This window comes from Methylobacterium sp. J-043 (assembly GCF_022829505.1).
GTDB classification, from domain to species: domain Bacteria; phylum Pseudomonadota; class Alphaproteobacteria; order Rhizobiales; family Beijerinckiaceae; genus Methylobacterium; species Methylobacterium extorquens_A.
In genome coordinates, this window is sequence record NZ_JAKSYB010000058.1 from 339,695 (window position 1) to 352,916 (window position 13,222).

The 13,222-nt window shown below is 68.3% G+C and carries 12 protein-coding genes; 8 read left to right on the plus strand and 4 right to left on the minus strand.

Annotated features, from left to right (window positions below):
• Window positions 1–114 precede the first annotated feature (114 nt).
• A complete protein-coding gene (locus MKK50_RS16860; RefSeq protein WP_499023944.1) occupies window positions 115–666 on the plus strand; it encodes a CreA family protein in 552 nt (183 codons plus the stop codon).
• A 13-nt stretch (window positions 667–679) separates the two neighbouring features.
• Here MKK50_RS16860 and MKK50_RS16865 read toward each other — a convergent pair whose 3' ends face one another.
• A complete protein-coding gene (locus MKK50_RS16865; RefSeq protein ID WP_499023947.1) occupies window positions 680–997 on the minus strand; it encodes a hypothetical protein in 318 nt (105 codons plus the stop codon).
• Window positions 998–1,325: 328 nt separating this feature from the next.
• Here MKK50_RS16865 and cysS point away from each other — a divergent pair, with 328 nt between their 5' ends.
• Entirely contained in the window at window positions 1,326–2,714 is a 1,389-nt protein-coding gene (gene cysS / locus MKK50_RS16870; protein ID WP_499023949.1) for a cysteine--tRNA ligase, read from the plus strand.
• An 89-nt stretch (window positions 2,715–2,803) separates the two neighbouring features.
• Here the strand turns inward: cysS and MKK50_RS16875 are convergent, their stop codons facing one another.
• Both MKK50_RS16875 and MKK50_RS16880 read right to left on the minus strand, forming a co-directional pair.
• Entirely contained in the window at window positions 2,804–3,595 is a 792-nt protein-coding gene (locus MKK50_RS16875; RefSeq protein WP_499023952.1) for a class I SAM-dependent methyltransferase, read from the minus strand.
• The gene (locus MKK50_RS16880) at window positions 3,595–4,197 is read right to left on the minus strand and encodes an LOG family protein (protein ID WP_253368388.1); all 603 of its coding nucleotides are present in this window, start codon (window positions 4,195–4,197) and stop codon (window positions 3,595–3,597) included. Before MKK50_RS16880 ends, MKK50_RS16875 begins: the two co-directional genes overlap by 1 nt.
• A 216-nt stretch (window positions 4,198–4,413) precedes the next feature.
• Here MKK50_RS16880 and MKK50_RS16885 point away from each other — a divergent pair, with 216 nt between their 5' ends.
• From MKK50_RS16885 to MKK50_RS16910, 6 genes are all read left to right on the plus strand, one after another.
• On the plus strand, window positions 4,414–6,111 hold the full coding sequence (locus MKK50_RS16885; protein ID WP_499023954.1) for a LysM peptidoglycan-binding domain-containing protein: 1,698 nt from the start codon (window positions 4,414–4,416) through the stop codon (window positions 6,109–6,111).
• Window positions 6,112–6,220: 109 nt separating this feature from the next.
• A complete protein-coding gene (locus MKK50_RS16890; protein WP_499023955.1) occupies window positions 6,221–8,152 on the plus strand; it encodes an ABCB family ABC transporter ATP-binding protein/permease in 1,932 nt (643 codons plus the stop codon).
• Window positions 8,153–8,401: 249 nt separating this feature from the next.
• Complete coding sequence (locus MKK50_RS16895) at window positions 8,402–9,331, plus strand: diguanylate cyclase domain-containing protein (protein ID WP_499023957.1); 930 nt, start codon at window positions 8,402–8,404, stop codon at window positions 9,329–9,331.
• Window positions 9,328–10,104 (plus strand): phosphatidylserine decarboxylase, encoded by a 777-nt coding sequence (locus MKK50_RS16900; protein ID WP_499023959.1) that lies wholly within the window; start codon window positions 9,328–9,330, stop codon window positions 10,102–10,104. Before MKK50_RS16895 ends, MKK50_RS16900 begins: the two co-directional genes overlap by 4 nt.
• Window positions 10,105–10,178: 74 nt before the next feature.
• Complete coding sequence (locus tag MKK50_RS16905) at window positions 10,179–11,021, plus strand: CDP-alcohol phosphatidyltransferase family protein (protein WP_499023960.1); 843 nt, start codon at window positions 10,179–10,181, stop codon at window positions 11,019–11,021.
• A 100-nt stretch (window positions 11,022–11,121) separates the two neighbouring features.
• Window positions 11,122–12,174 (plus strand): NAD(P)H-dependent flavin oxidoreductase, encoded by a 1,053-nt coding sequence (locus MKK50_RS16910; protein ID WP_499023961.1) that lies wholly within the window; start codon window positions 11,122–11,124, stop codon window positions 12,172–12,174.
• A 166-nt stretch (window positions 12,175–12,340) separates the two neighbouring features.
• Here the strand turns inward: MKK50_RS16910 and rpsD are convergent, their stop codons facing one another.
• The gene (rpsD, locus tag MKK50_RS16915) at window positions 12,341–12,958 is read right to left on the minus strand and encodes a 30S ribosomal protein S4 (protein ID WP_060771962.1); all 618 of its coding nucleotides are present in this window, start codon (window positions 12,956–12,958) and stop codon (window positions 12,341–12,343) included.
• Window positions 12,959–13,222: the final 264 nt, after the last annotated feature.

Genomic DNA, 13,222 nt, shown 5'->3' on the forward strand with positions numbered 1-13,222 from the left:
GATGCCGGGCCGCACGAAGCGGCACAAGCGATCACCGACATGTGTTAGAGCCCCTCGCCCTTTCGGGACAGAGACACCATGTCTTTGAGGCCAAGCTTTGAGGGGATTGCGTGGATGATGTGGCTCACGGGCACCAATGGGAGCGGCCGGCCGGTAGCGGCCTGCCTCGTCGCGGGCGTCGCAGCCCTCGTCGCCTCTTTCGCAGCATCCGCCCCGGCCCGGGCACAAGAGCCCGACCGGATCTTCGACAAGTCGACGGTCTGGCGGCCGCTCACACCCAACGACAAGCTCGTGGTCTACGGCATCGACGATCCGGCCGTGGCAGGCATCGCCTGCTGGTACACCCAACCCGAGAAGGGCGGCATCAAGGGAACGTTCGGGATGGCGGAAGATGTCTCGGACATCTCGCTCGCCTGCCGGCAGGTCGGCCCGGTCCAGTTCAAGGACAAGGTGAAGCAGGGCGAGGTTGTGTTCAGCGAGCGCCGCTCGCTGATCTTCAAATCGATGCAGATCGTGCGGGGCTGTGACCTTAAACGCAACACCCTGATCTACATGGTCTATTCCGACAAAGTGGTTCAGGGCTCGCCCAAGAACTCCACCTCCGCCGTGCCGCTCGCTCCGTGGGGAACCGAGCCGCCGCCGAAATGCGCGGAGTTCGTGAAGTAAGGCGTCCGCCGAATCAATCCTGGCAGGTGATGCGCACCGGGCGCGGGGTGCTCTTCACCGGAGCGGCGTCGCCGATGGCACCGGTGTACTCGTCCTGCGCGGCGACACCGTAATCGGCGGCGCTGGCAAAGCCCTGCGACTCGCACCAGGCGTTGGCAACGACCTGCCCGCACTCGCTCGGGCCGCCGCTGAGGCACTCGCCGACGCCGTAGCCGTCTTCGGCCGGGATCAGGAACGTCTTCTCGACATTCTTGGGCGCAGGCTCACTGCCGGCGATGGCCGGGAGGGCAGCGGTGGCGAGGACGAAGAGGGCGGCGACCGTGCGGCGCATGGTGAAAACCTTGTGAACGGGTTCGTTCGAGTACGGAGTGTTCGGACGGCGCGGTAAACAAATCCTTGCCGGTCCGCTTACGGTCGGTTGAGGGAGGGCAGATCCGCCGCCCCGCTCGAATTCATCACGGTTTTGCGGTAGCCCAACCCTGGCGTGGCGACCGTCGCGGCAGTGCAACAGCGGCAGCCGGCAGCTCCGGCGACACTGTGGCAGCGGTGCCGTTCGCTGCCATGGGACGGCCGGCGGAAGATGCTGAGCCGCAACGACAAACGACGAGGGCGGCACAGGCCGCAGGGGAGGCCGGGCGAGCCCGGCAGGAACGCAGTCGATGACGCCGATGTTGCGCCTCTACAACACGCTGACCCGCGAGAAGGCGGCCTTCGTTCCGATCGATCCGGCGAACGTGCGGATGTATGCCTGCGGGCCGACGGTCTACGACGCGGCGCATATCGGCAACGCGCGGCCGATCATCGTCTTCGACCTGCTATTCCGGTTGCTGCGCCACCTCTACGGGCCGGGCCACGTCACCTATGCCCGCAACGTCACGGACGTGGACGACAAGATCAACGCCCGCGCGCTGGAGCGCGGCATCACCATCCGCGAACTCACCGACGGAACGCTGGCGCAGTTCCACCGGGACGTCGGCGATCTGGGCGTGCTGATGGCCGACGATGTGAATTGCGCGGGCGAGCCGGCGCGGTTCATCGAGCCGCGGGCGACCGACCACATCGCCGAGATGCACCGGCTGATCGAGGGGCTGGTCGCGACCGGCCACGCCTACGTGGCGGAAGGGCACGTCCTGTTCGACGTGCCTTCCATGCCCGATTACGGCGCGCTCTCGAAGCGCCCGCTCGACGAGATGGAATCGGGCGCCCGCGTCGAGGTCGCCCCCTACAAGCGCTCGCCGCTCGACTTCGTGCTGTGGAAGCCCTCGAAACCGGGCGAACCGGCCTGGCCCTCACCCTGCGGGATCGACGCGGCGGGCCGGCCCGGCTGGCACATCGAGTGCTCGGCCATGTCGTGGAAGCATCTGGGCGAAACCTTCGACATCCATGCCGGCGGCCTCGACCTGATCTTCCCTCACCACGAGAACGAGGTGGCGCAGTCGCGCTGCTGCTTCGGCACCGACGTGATGGCCAATGTCTGGCTCCACAACGGCTTCCTGCAGGTCGAGGGGGAGAAGATGTCGAAATCGCTCGGCAACTTCATCACCATCCGCCAGGTGCTGAAGGATTGGCCGGGCGAGGTCGTGCGCCTCAACATGCTCAAGACCCACTACCGCCAGCCGATCGACTGGACCGTGCGCGGCCTCGAGGAATCGAGCCGGATGCTGGACCGCTGGTACGAGGCGGCAGGCGAGGCAGTCCCCGACGCGGCGCCGCCCGAAGGCGTGATCGAGGCGCTTTGCGACGACCTGAACACGCCCGCGGCCCTCGGCGAACTGCATCGCCTTGCCGGCACCAGCCCCTCGGCGCTCAGGGCCGGCGCGGGATCGATGGGCTTCCTGGCCGTGACCCAGGCGAAGCGCGAAGCGGAGCGGGTCGGCGCGGCCGGTATCGACGTGGCGCGGGTCGAGGCGCTGATCGCCGAGCGCAAGACCGCCCGCTCCGCGAAGGACTGGGCCGCCTCCGACCGGGTGCGCGACGCGCTCACCGCCATGGGCGTGAGCGTGAAGGACAACAAGGACGGCACCACCACCTGGACGGTGGCGGGCTGAGGGGCCGCCCGATCCTCAGGGATGGCCTCGCGGCGCTCACATCGCGTAGGCTCGGCGACCTGCTTCCGCGTTGATCGCGCGGGAGCGAATCAGCCCTTCAGCCGCTGCAACCAGCCGCCGCGATGAGCGTAGGAACGCCCGCTCAGGCGGCGCAGCGCTTCGGTCGTCGGCACGATGGGGTGCTCGGCATAGACCTGCGCGATCTCGGCAGCCGTATTAGGCAGCCGCGAGAACTCCTCGACGATCGCGTCGTAGTTCGTCTTGAGCGTGCGCGAGGACGGATCGAGGCCGGTGACGATCACGAGGCCGGTGGGCGCGGCGTCCACGAGCATCACGTCGAGATCCGGCCGGTAGCGCTTCAGGATCGGCACGATCTTCCAGACGTCGCCGGTCCACCAGTCCGCGAACGGAGTGCCGCGCCCGCGGATGCCGGCCTGCATCGGGTCACGGTCGGCCATCGGCTCGGCCACCGGCAGGCAGTCGTGCATCACGATGATTGAATCCCGCCGGCAGATCGCTTCCGTGTTGAAAAAATCCCGCAGCAGGAATTCGAACAGGTGCATGCCGTCGAGAAAGGCGAGATCGATCCGGCCGCCGACGTGGCGGCGCAGGCTCAGGTTGGCGAAGAACACATCGCTCATCACCTGAAACAGCGAGACCCGGGCTTTGTTGGCCGCGATGTTGGTCTTGAGCTGGAACTCGGGATCGACGGCGATGCCGTGACGGCAGGCGATGCCCGAGAAGATGTCGCCGAAGGCAACGCCGACTTCCAAGTAGCGCTGGACGGCGGCATTGCGCGAGAGGCGCGCCAGCACCGTCCCGTAATGCTCGCCCTGGTGCTCGCCGGCGATGGTCTGTCCGGGCTCGATCGTGGCTGTCATCAGAAGCGCTTCTCGATCAGTTCGTCCGCCAGCGGCGCCGGCTCGACCCGGGCCAGAACCTCGCGCAGCGTTTCCACGACAAGGTCGGGATCCTCGCCGACGAGGTAGTTCAGGTCGAGTCCCTCACGGATGAAGCCGTGGGCGCGCATGTGGTCGATCAGGGTAATAAGCGGATCCCAAAAGCCGTTCACCGAGAGCAGCAGGATCGGCTTGCGGTGCTGGCCGAGCTGGGCCCAGGTGAGCTGTTCGACCAGTTCCTCCAGCGTGCCGATGCCGCCGGGCAGGGCGACGAAGGCGTCGGCGCGGTCGAACATCAGCCGCTTGCGAGTGTGCATGTCAGAGACGACGATCGTCTCTTGCACCGCGTCGAGCATGCGCTCGCGCGACTTCAGGAAGTCCGGGATGATGCCGGTGACGTGGCCGCCCGCGTCGAGCGTCGCACTCGCGACGGTGCCCATGAGGCCGACATTGCCGCCGCCATAGACGAGCTTGATCCCCTCATGGGCCAACGCGGTGCCGAGCCGCCGGGCGGCGTCGGCGAAGGCCGGATCCCCGCCGAAGCCGGATCCGCAATAGACGCAGACGGAGGTAAGATGCGCCATCACGCGTCTCCCCGGCCGCGACGGCGGGATAGAGCCGTGCCTTTATCCAAGCGACAGAATGCTGAGTTTGCCGAGGAAACGACGGCACGGCCGTGTTCGAGCTTTGGTGTTCTTCTCATGTTCGTTAATATGTCACCGGATTTAGACGGGTTGTCGACAATCGGCGGCACATCGTGCGCACCCGCGGCGGCCCGAAGCGTACAGGAGTAGGCGGCCATGACGGCTGAGGTACGGCGAAGCATCGTCCTCGCGGCTGCGGGCCTGCTCGGCGGCTTCGCCATGGTGGTCGCGTTGTTCGGGACCGGAGAGCTTCTCAAGCGCAACGCGGCGGTCAATCCTTCTGCCGAAACACCGGCCACGCCGGACAAGCCTTCGGCCGAGACGGAGACCGGCGACCGCGCGGGCCAGGCGCCCGCATCGGATTCCCCTCATGCCGCCCTCGGAGCCCTCTCGCAAGAGGGGATCGGGCAGGAAGAACCGAGTGCGGCCAATGCACGGCCGCGCGCGGATGACGGTACGCCGACCTTCGACATCGTGCGCGTCGAGCCCGACGGAGCGAGCGTGATCGCCGGGCGCGCGGCACCGAACAGCCGTGTCGAATTGATGCGTGACGGAAAACCCTTCGCCAGCGCTCAGGCCGACGCCGCCGGGCAATTCGCCCTGACGCCGCCGGACTTGCCGCCGGGCTCGAGCGAAATTGCCCTGCGCGCCAGCGGCCCCGACGGAAAGCCGCTGCCGGGGCGTGAGAGCGTGACCGTCGTGGTGGCCGAGACGCGCAACACCAAGCCGCTGATCGCCCTCACGGCCCCGGACGCGCCGACGCGGGTTCTGTCCCAACCCGACGCGCCGGAGGCTTCGGGCAAGCCGCCGGCCACCGTGGCCGCCGAAACGCCCGACCGGGCCACGCCTGAGCCGAGAGCAGCCGACGGATCGCGGGGGGCCGGCAAGACGGCTGCAACGAGCCGGCAGGCAACCACGCAGAGCCGTGGGGCGGACGCACCGGCCGGCAAGGCGGCATCCGGGGCAGGTGCCCTCCGCATCGTCAGCGTCGATGCGCAGGAGGGCGGGCGCCTCCACGTCACCGGTCAGACGACGGCGTGGAGCAGCCTGCGCCTCTACCTCAACGACACCATGGTCGCCTCGGGACAATCCGGAGCCGACGGGCGAGTGGCGTTCACGATCGGGCGCGGGGTGAAGCCCGGTGCCTACCGCATCCGTGTCGATTCCGTCGATTCGGGGGGCGGAACGGTCAAGGCCCGCGCCGAGGTCGCCTTCGCCTATCCCGACAACGTCCCGTCGACACGCTACGCTGACAACAGCCCGGCCGAGAAAAAGGCAGCCACGGCGGCGGGCAAGTCCGCTGCGACGGCAGAGCCTGCGCCGAACACCCAGACGGCATCCGGCCGGGCGCGATCGGCATCCCAGACGCCCGCGACCGCGACGGATCAGCCCGTGGCGGGTGGCCCGGCGCAGCCTGCGCCGAAGCTTAAAGCCGGGGAAATGGGGACCGCACCGAGCCCCACGGCTCCCCCATCCAGGGCAAGCGGCGCGGCTGGCTCCGAGCCGGAGCGTCCGGCGGCGGCCGGCACCCCGTCGCTGGCCGCATCGACACCGGCGCCGGCAGCGGATGGCAGAGCCGCCGCGCTCTCGCCGCCCCGTCCGGATGGGACCGGTGCGGGCGCCGTGTTCGTGCCGGAGGTGGCCACCGCCCGGATCACGCGCGGCGACAGCCTGTGGCAAATCAGCCGGCGCACCTATGGCCGTGGCAACCGCTACACCGTGATCTACGACGCCAACCAGGATCAGATCCGCGACCCGAATCGAATTTATCCGGGTCAGATGTTCGTTCTGCCGAAGAACGAGTCCTCGCCGAGCACGCCGTCCGCCCGAAGCGGATCGGACCGCCGAACCTGACGGAGCGGGCGGGAGGTCGGCGCGCGCGCAGGATGCGCGATCCGGTGCGAGCGCCTATATGCGCCTCGCGACGGCCGCCTCGCGCCGAAAGATCTCTTCGAACCTCATTATGGCAAATGCACCCGTGCCGGCGGGGGAGGGCGCGTCCGCGCCCCTCGATCGCCCTGGCCTGCTGACGACCTATCGCCGGCTCTGGCCCTATCTCTGGCCCCACGGCCGCGTCGATCTTCAGCGCCGGGTCTTCCTCGCCTTCGGCCTCCTGTTCGTCGCCAAGGCCGCGACGATGGTGATGCCCTTCACCTTCAAATGGGCCACCGACGCCCTGGTCGCGGCCATCGGCTCCAAGGACGGCGCCGGGGAGGCCGCCGCTGCGGTGCCGGCGGGGCTCCTCTCGGCGCCCTTCCTCCTGATCGCCCTCTACGGCCTGTCGCGGATCGCCATGGCCGGGCTGACGCAGGTCCGCGACGGGCTGTTCGCCAAGGTCGCGATGCACGCCGTGCGCAAGCTCGCCCTCCAGACCTTCGAGCACATGCACCGCCTGTCCCTGCGCTTCCACCTGGAGCGCAAAACCGGCGGCCTCACCCGCGTGCTGGAACGCGGCCGCTCCGGCATCGAGGAATTGTCGCGCCTGATGGTGCTGACGCTGGTGCCGACCATCGTCGAACTGGTCCTCGTGATGGTCATCCTCGCCTACGAGTTCGACTGGCTCTACTCGGTGGTCGTGGCGACGATGATCGCCAGCTATCTCGGCTTCACTTGGAAGGCGACCGAGTGGCGCATCGGCATCCGCCGCCGGATGAACAACTCGGATACCGAGGCCAACACCAAGGCGGTCGATTCGCTGCTGAACTTCGAGACGGTAAAGTATTTCGGTGCCGAGCGGCGCGAGACCGAACGCTACGATGCGTCGATGGAGCGTTACGAGAAGGCGTCGACGCAAACCTACGTCTCGCTCGCCGTGCTCAATGCCGGACAGGCGGTCATCTTCACGCTCGGCATGACGGCGGTGATGCTCCTGGCCGCCCGCGATATCATGGCGGGCAACACCACCATCGGCGGTTTCGTGCTCGTCAACACGATGCTGGTGCAGCTCTCGATGCCCCTGAACTTCATGGGCATGATCTACCGAGAGATCAAACAGGCGTTGATCGACATCGACGACATGTTCCTGATCCTCCACCGCAACCCGGAGATCGCCGACCGCGCGGGCGCGGCCCCGCTCAAGGTGGAGGCCGGCACGGTGCGCTTCGAGGACGTGCGCTTTGCCTACATCCCCGAGCGGCCGATCCTGCGCGCCGTCTCGTTCGAGGTGCCGGCCGGGAAGACCGTGGCCATCGTCGGCCCCTCGGGGGCGGGCAAATCCACGCTGTCGCGCCTTCTCTTCCGCTTCTATGAGCCGGGAGCCGGCCGCATCACCATCGACGGCCAGGACATCACCGCCGTCCGCCAGGACAGCTTGCGCGCTGCGATCGGCATGGTCCCGCAGGACACGGTGCTGTTCAACGACACGATCGGCTACAACATCCGGTACGGGCGCTGGGACGCGACCGAGGCCGAGGTGCGCGAGGCCGCCCGCCTTGCCCAGATCGACCGTTTCATCGAGAGCCTGCCGGAGGGCTACGACACGCCCGTGGGCGAGCGCGGGCTCAAGCTCTCGGGCGGCGAGAAGCAGCGCGTGGCGATCGCCCGCACCATCCTGAAGGGGCCGCCGATCCTTGTGCTCGACGAGGCCACCTCGGCGCTGGACTCGTTCACCGAGCGCGAGATCCAGACGGCCCTCGACCGGGTCAGCCAGGGCCGCACCACGCTGGTGATCGCGCACCGACTCTCGACCGTCATCAACGCCGACGAGATCCTCGTGCTCGATCAGGGTCGCGTCGTCGAGCGGGGCGATCACACGAGCCTGCTCGCGCGCAGCGGCGTCTACGCCGCTTTGTGGAACCGCCAGCGCCAGGCGGATGCCGCCCGCGAGGCGCTCAAGCGCGCCGAGGACGAACGTCTCCTTCTGGAAGAGGCGCGGCGCTCGGAGCCGGTTGCCTGACGGTCGGTCACGAAACACCCGCTGCGCCGCCGCACCCAAGCGGGCAGACGATCGGTCATCGGGCGTTTTGTGAAGACTTCAGGCGGGCCGATCCAGACTGTCTTTCACCTCGCGGAAAGCGTCTTTTGTGTAAGCTTGAGCATTCAACCGCAACGAGGCCTCCCGATTCGCTCAGTCGACCATAGGCACCCGGATCCGCTGCGAGCGGGACCGGGCGAAAGCGCCGAAATCGAGCGCCTGCGGACGCAGTTGCGTATCCAGGCCGCGATCATCGGCGCGCAGCGGGCGGCCCTGGCGCAGGCCGAGGCACCGTTCGAACCGGCCCTGCGGGTCGCCGGCATGGGATTGTGGACCTGCAGCCTGCCGGATGAGCGGCTGACTTGGAGCAACGGCGTCTACGATCTGTTCGGCCTGCCCCGCGGGGTTCCGGTCGGGCGGCCCGACACGCTCGCCCTCTATAGCGAAGCGTCGCGGCGCCGGCTGACGGCGCTGCGCGACCGGGCGATCGCGGGGGCAGGCGGGTTCAGCCTCGACGCGGAACTCGTACCGCCCGGTGGTGGGCATCGCTGGATCCGCATCACCGCCACGGTCGAAACGCGGAACGGCCGGCCCATGCGGCTCTATGGGCTGAAGCAGGACGTCACGGAGGAGCGCCGCCGGCTCGAAGAGCTGCGTCTTCAGGCAGAGACAGACGCGCTGACGGGACTTGCCAACCGCGCCTGTTTCGACGCCCGCCTGCGCGAGCCTGTGAGCGCTTTGCTCCTGATCGATCTCGACGGCTTCAAGGCGATCAACGACACCCACGGACATCCGGCCGGGGACCACTGCCTTCGCGAAGCCGCCCGGCGAATCAGCCTCACCTGCCAGCGCGCCGAACTCGTGGCACGCATCGGCGGAGACGAGTTCGCCGTGATTCTCGACGCCGACGCGACCGAGGCGGCGACCTGCGCCGAACGGCTCGTCGCGGCCCTCAATCGTCCGTTCGATCACGGGGAACGGCGCTACCCGCTCGGCGCCTCGGTCGGTGCGGCCCTGTGCCGAGGCGTGCCGGACCCGGTCGCACTGGCGGACACCGCCCTCTACGCCGCCAAGGCGGCGGGACGGCGCACCTACCGCCTGTTCGACGCGGGCGGCCTTGCCGCGGCCTCATGGGTCGGGCCCTCGCCAAGGGGCGGTTGACGGATGCCGAGGCCCCTGCCATCCGGCAACGAAGCGCCCCGCGCGAAAAGCTACAAGAGACCATGACCGACCTCATCGAGACGATCCGCCGGACGCTCGTGCCGATCCACAAGGAGGGCTACCCCTTCATCCTGATCGGCATCGTGCTTACCGTGGTGCTCGGCTACTTCTCGCAGTTCTTCGGCTGGATCTTCCTGATCCTGACGCTCTGGGTCTGCTACTTCTTCCGTGATCCGGAGCGGGTGGTGCCGGTCGGCGACGGCCTCATCGTCTCTCCCGCCGACGGGCGGGTGAACCTGATCTCGACCGTGCTGCCGCCCGCCGAACTCGACCTTTCGCACGAGCCGATGCTGCGGATTTCGGTGTTCATGAACGTGTTCGACTGCCACGTGAACCGCGTGCCGGTCTCCGGCAAGATCGGGCAGATCCACTACACGCCGGGCCTGTTCCTCAACGCCGAACTCGACAAGGCGAGCGAGGACAACGAGCGCAACGGCATCGTCATGGAAACGAGTCATCGCGGCCAGCCGGTGCGGATCGGCGTGGTGCAGATCGCCGGCCTCGTGGCCCGACGCATCGTCGGCTTCGTCTCGGCCGGCGAGTCCAAACAGGTCGGCGAGCGCTTCGGCCTCATCCGGTTCGGCTCGCGGGTCGATGTCTACCTGCCGCTCGGCACCCGCGTGCTCGTCGGCCTCGGCCAGAAGGCGGTGGCCGGCGAGACCGTGCTGGCCGATCTCGGCGGCGGCTCGGAGCGGGCCTTCCGCCGCATCTGATCTCTGTGCAGAAGAGCGACATGGCGAGAAGCGACGAGCCGAAAGACACGTCGAGAGACGCGTCGAGGGACGACATGGACGATCTGTTCCCGCCCTTTGCGCCGGACGCGAACGATCGGCCGCGCCGGTTCCGGCCGGTGCCGTTCCGGATGATCGCGCCGAACATGATCACCCTGCTCGCGCTCTGCCTCGGGCTGACCGCGATTCGGCTCGCCTTCGAGGGCCGGTTCGAGCCGGCGGTGATCGCGGTGATCGTCGCCGCCGTCCTCGACGGAATCGACGGGCGCGTGGCGCGCCTGCTCAAGGGCACGTCGCGCTTCGGCGCCGAACTCGATTCGCTCGCCGACTTCGTCAATTTCGGCTGTGCCCCGGCACTGATCCTCTACAGCTTCACGCTGCACAATCTGAAGTCCGTCGGCTGGATCGTGGCGCTCGTCTTCGCCATCGCCATGTGCCTGCGGCTCGCGCGCTTCAACGCGATGCTCGACGATCCCAACCGCCCCGAGTGGAAGAAAGACTACTTCGTCGGCATGCCGGCGCCGGCCGGCGCGATCACGGGCATGTTGCCACTCTACCTGTACTTCCTCGGCCTCGATTTCAGTGCCTGGGGTCGGCCGGTCATCCTCGTCTACGTGCTCGCCATCGCGCTCCTCGTCGTCTCCACCGTGCCGACCTTCTCGGGCAAGACCTGGGGCAAGCGCGTGCCGCGCGACCTCGTGGTGCCGATCTTCCTCGTGGTCGTAGTCGTCTTCGGCCTCGTCATCAGCTTCCCGTTCGAGGCGATGGCGGCGGTGAGCGTGGCCTATCTCACGGGCCTTCCCTTCGGCGCCGCGCAGTACCGCAAGCGCTTGAAGCAGGAAGCCTCGCGCACGACCGCCTCCGCTACGGTGGAACATCCGGCGGCGCCGGGGGCGTAACGATCCGCCCCTGCGAAGATCCCTCCACTGACCGGGATCCGGCCCCGGGTCCGTCCGGCCTCGCCCCGTCACCCGTATCGGGGCGAGCGAGGAGACAGCCATGACAGGTGAGACGGATTTCGTCCGGCGGATCGGGATCGTGCATCCGATCATCCAGGCTCCGATGGTCGGCCCGAAGGCGCCACTCGCCGCTGCCGTCAGCGGGGCGGGCGGGCTCGGCTCCCTTGCCTGCGCCGCGCTCACACCCGATCAGATCCGCGCCGAGGTGGCCTCAATCAGGGCCGTGACGGAGGCGCCATTCAACCTGAACTTCTTCTGCCACGAGCCAGCCGCCCCCGATCCGGCGCGCGAGGCCGCGTGGCGGGCCGCCCTCGCGCCCTACTACGCAGCGTTCGGGCTCGACCCGGCGGCGCCGGTGGCGATGGCCAACCGCGCGCCCTTCGACGCCGCGATGGCCGAGGTGGTGGAAGAGCTGCGCCCGGCCGTCGTCAGCTTCCATTTCGGCCTGCCTGCGGAGCCACTATTGCGGCGGGTGCGGGACGCTGGCGGCCTGATCCTGTCTTCGGCCACCACCGTGCGCGAAGCGCGCTGGCTTCGCCAGCGCGGCGTCGATGCGGTGATCGCGCAAGGCGCGGAGGCCGGCGGTCACCGCGGCATGTTCCTCAGCGACGCGGCCGCCTCGCAGGTCGGTACCATCGCCCTCGTGCCGCAGATCGCCGACGCCGTGGATGTGCCGGTGATCGCGGCCGGCGGTATCGGCGATCCCCGCGGCGTCGCGGCGGCCTTCGCACTGGGCGCCAGCGCCGTGCAGGTCGGCACCGCCTATCTACGCTGCCCCGAGGCCGGCATTTCCGCGCCCTATCGTGCGGCGCTGGCGGCAGCCCGCGACGAGGACACGGCCCTCACCAACGTGCTGACCGGGCGCCCGGCCCGCGGCCTGCTCACCCGTGCCGTGCGCGAGCTCGGACCCGTCAGCCCGCTCGCTCCGGCCTTTCCCGGCGCGGCGGTGGCGCTCCAGCCCCTGCGCACGGCCGCAGAGGCGGCGGGCTCGGGCGATTTCTCGCCCCTCTGGTCCGGGCAGGCGGTGGGCCTCTCGCGGGAACGGCCGGCAGCCGAACTGACCCGCCTGCTGGCGAGCGACGTGTCGAGCTAGCGCATCGTCCTGGATATCGGATCCAAGACGATGCGCTAGGCTCTTGTTTTTGCATCGTCTTTTTTCGAAAGCCGGCAACCACCTTTCGGGACGATGCTTTAGAGCGCAACGAAAAAGGGCCGCCCCGAGGGGCGGCCCTTTCACATTCCGATACGATCTCGAAAAACTAGCGCGAGTAGAACTCGATGACGAGGTTCGGTTCCATCTGCACCGGGTAGGGCACCTCGGTGAGGCCCGGGATCCGGGTGACGCGGGCGGTCATCTTGTGATGATCGACCTCGATGTAGTCCGGCACGTCGCGCTCGGCGAGCTGCGAAGCCACGACCACGATCTCGAGCTGGCGCGAGGCTTCCTTCACCTCGATCACGTCGCCGGCCTTGACCTGGTAGCTCGGGATGTTGACCCGGCGGCCGTTGACCTTGATGTGCCCGTGGTTGACGAACTGGCGCGCGGCGAACGGGGTCGCGACGAACTTCGAGCGGTACACCACGGCGTCGAGGCGGCGCTCGAGCAGGCCGATCAGGTTCTCGCCGGAGTCACCGCGCAGGCGGATCGCCTCGGCGTAGTAACGGCGGAACTGCTTTTCGGTGATGTTGCCGTAGTAGCCCTTGAGCTTCTGCTTGGCGCGCAGCTGCGTGCCGAAGTCGCTCATCTTGCCCTTGCGGCGCTGGCCGTGCTGGCCGGGGCCGTATTCGCGGCGGTTCACGGGGCTCTTCGGGCGGCCCCAGATGTTCTGGCCCATGCGGCGATCAAGCTTGTGCTTCGCCTGGATGCGTTTTGACATCGCTGTTCCTCTGGAACAAATTTTTGAGGAACGCGCCCTCCTCTCCCTCTTCGCCGGAGCGGCGAGGGCGACAGGGCGGCTGTTACCGCCCACGGGTGCGCAGGAAATGCGACGGGGCCCCAAACCGGAGCCCCGTACACGAGCGGGTGCCTAGACGAGAACGTGAGCACGGTCAATGCCGGGCCCCGTGCAGCGACTCCGTCGCACATCGATCCTCACCCTTCATTAACCCTCGTATCGCCTGAATCGCGCGAGAGAATCCCC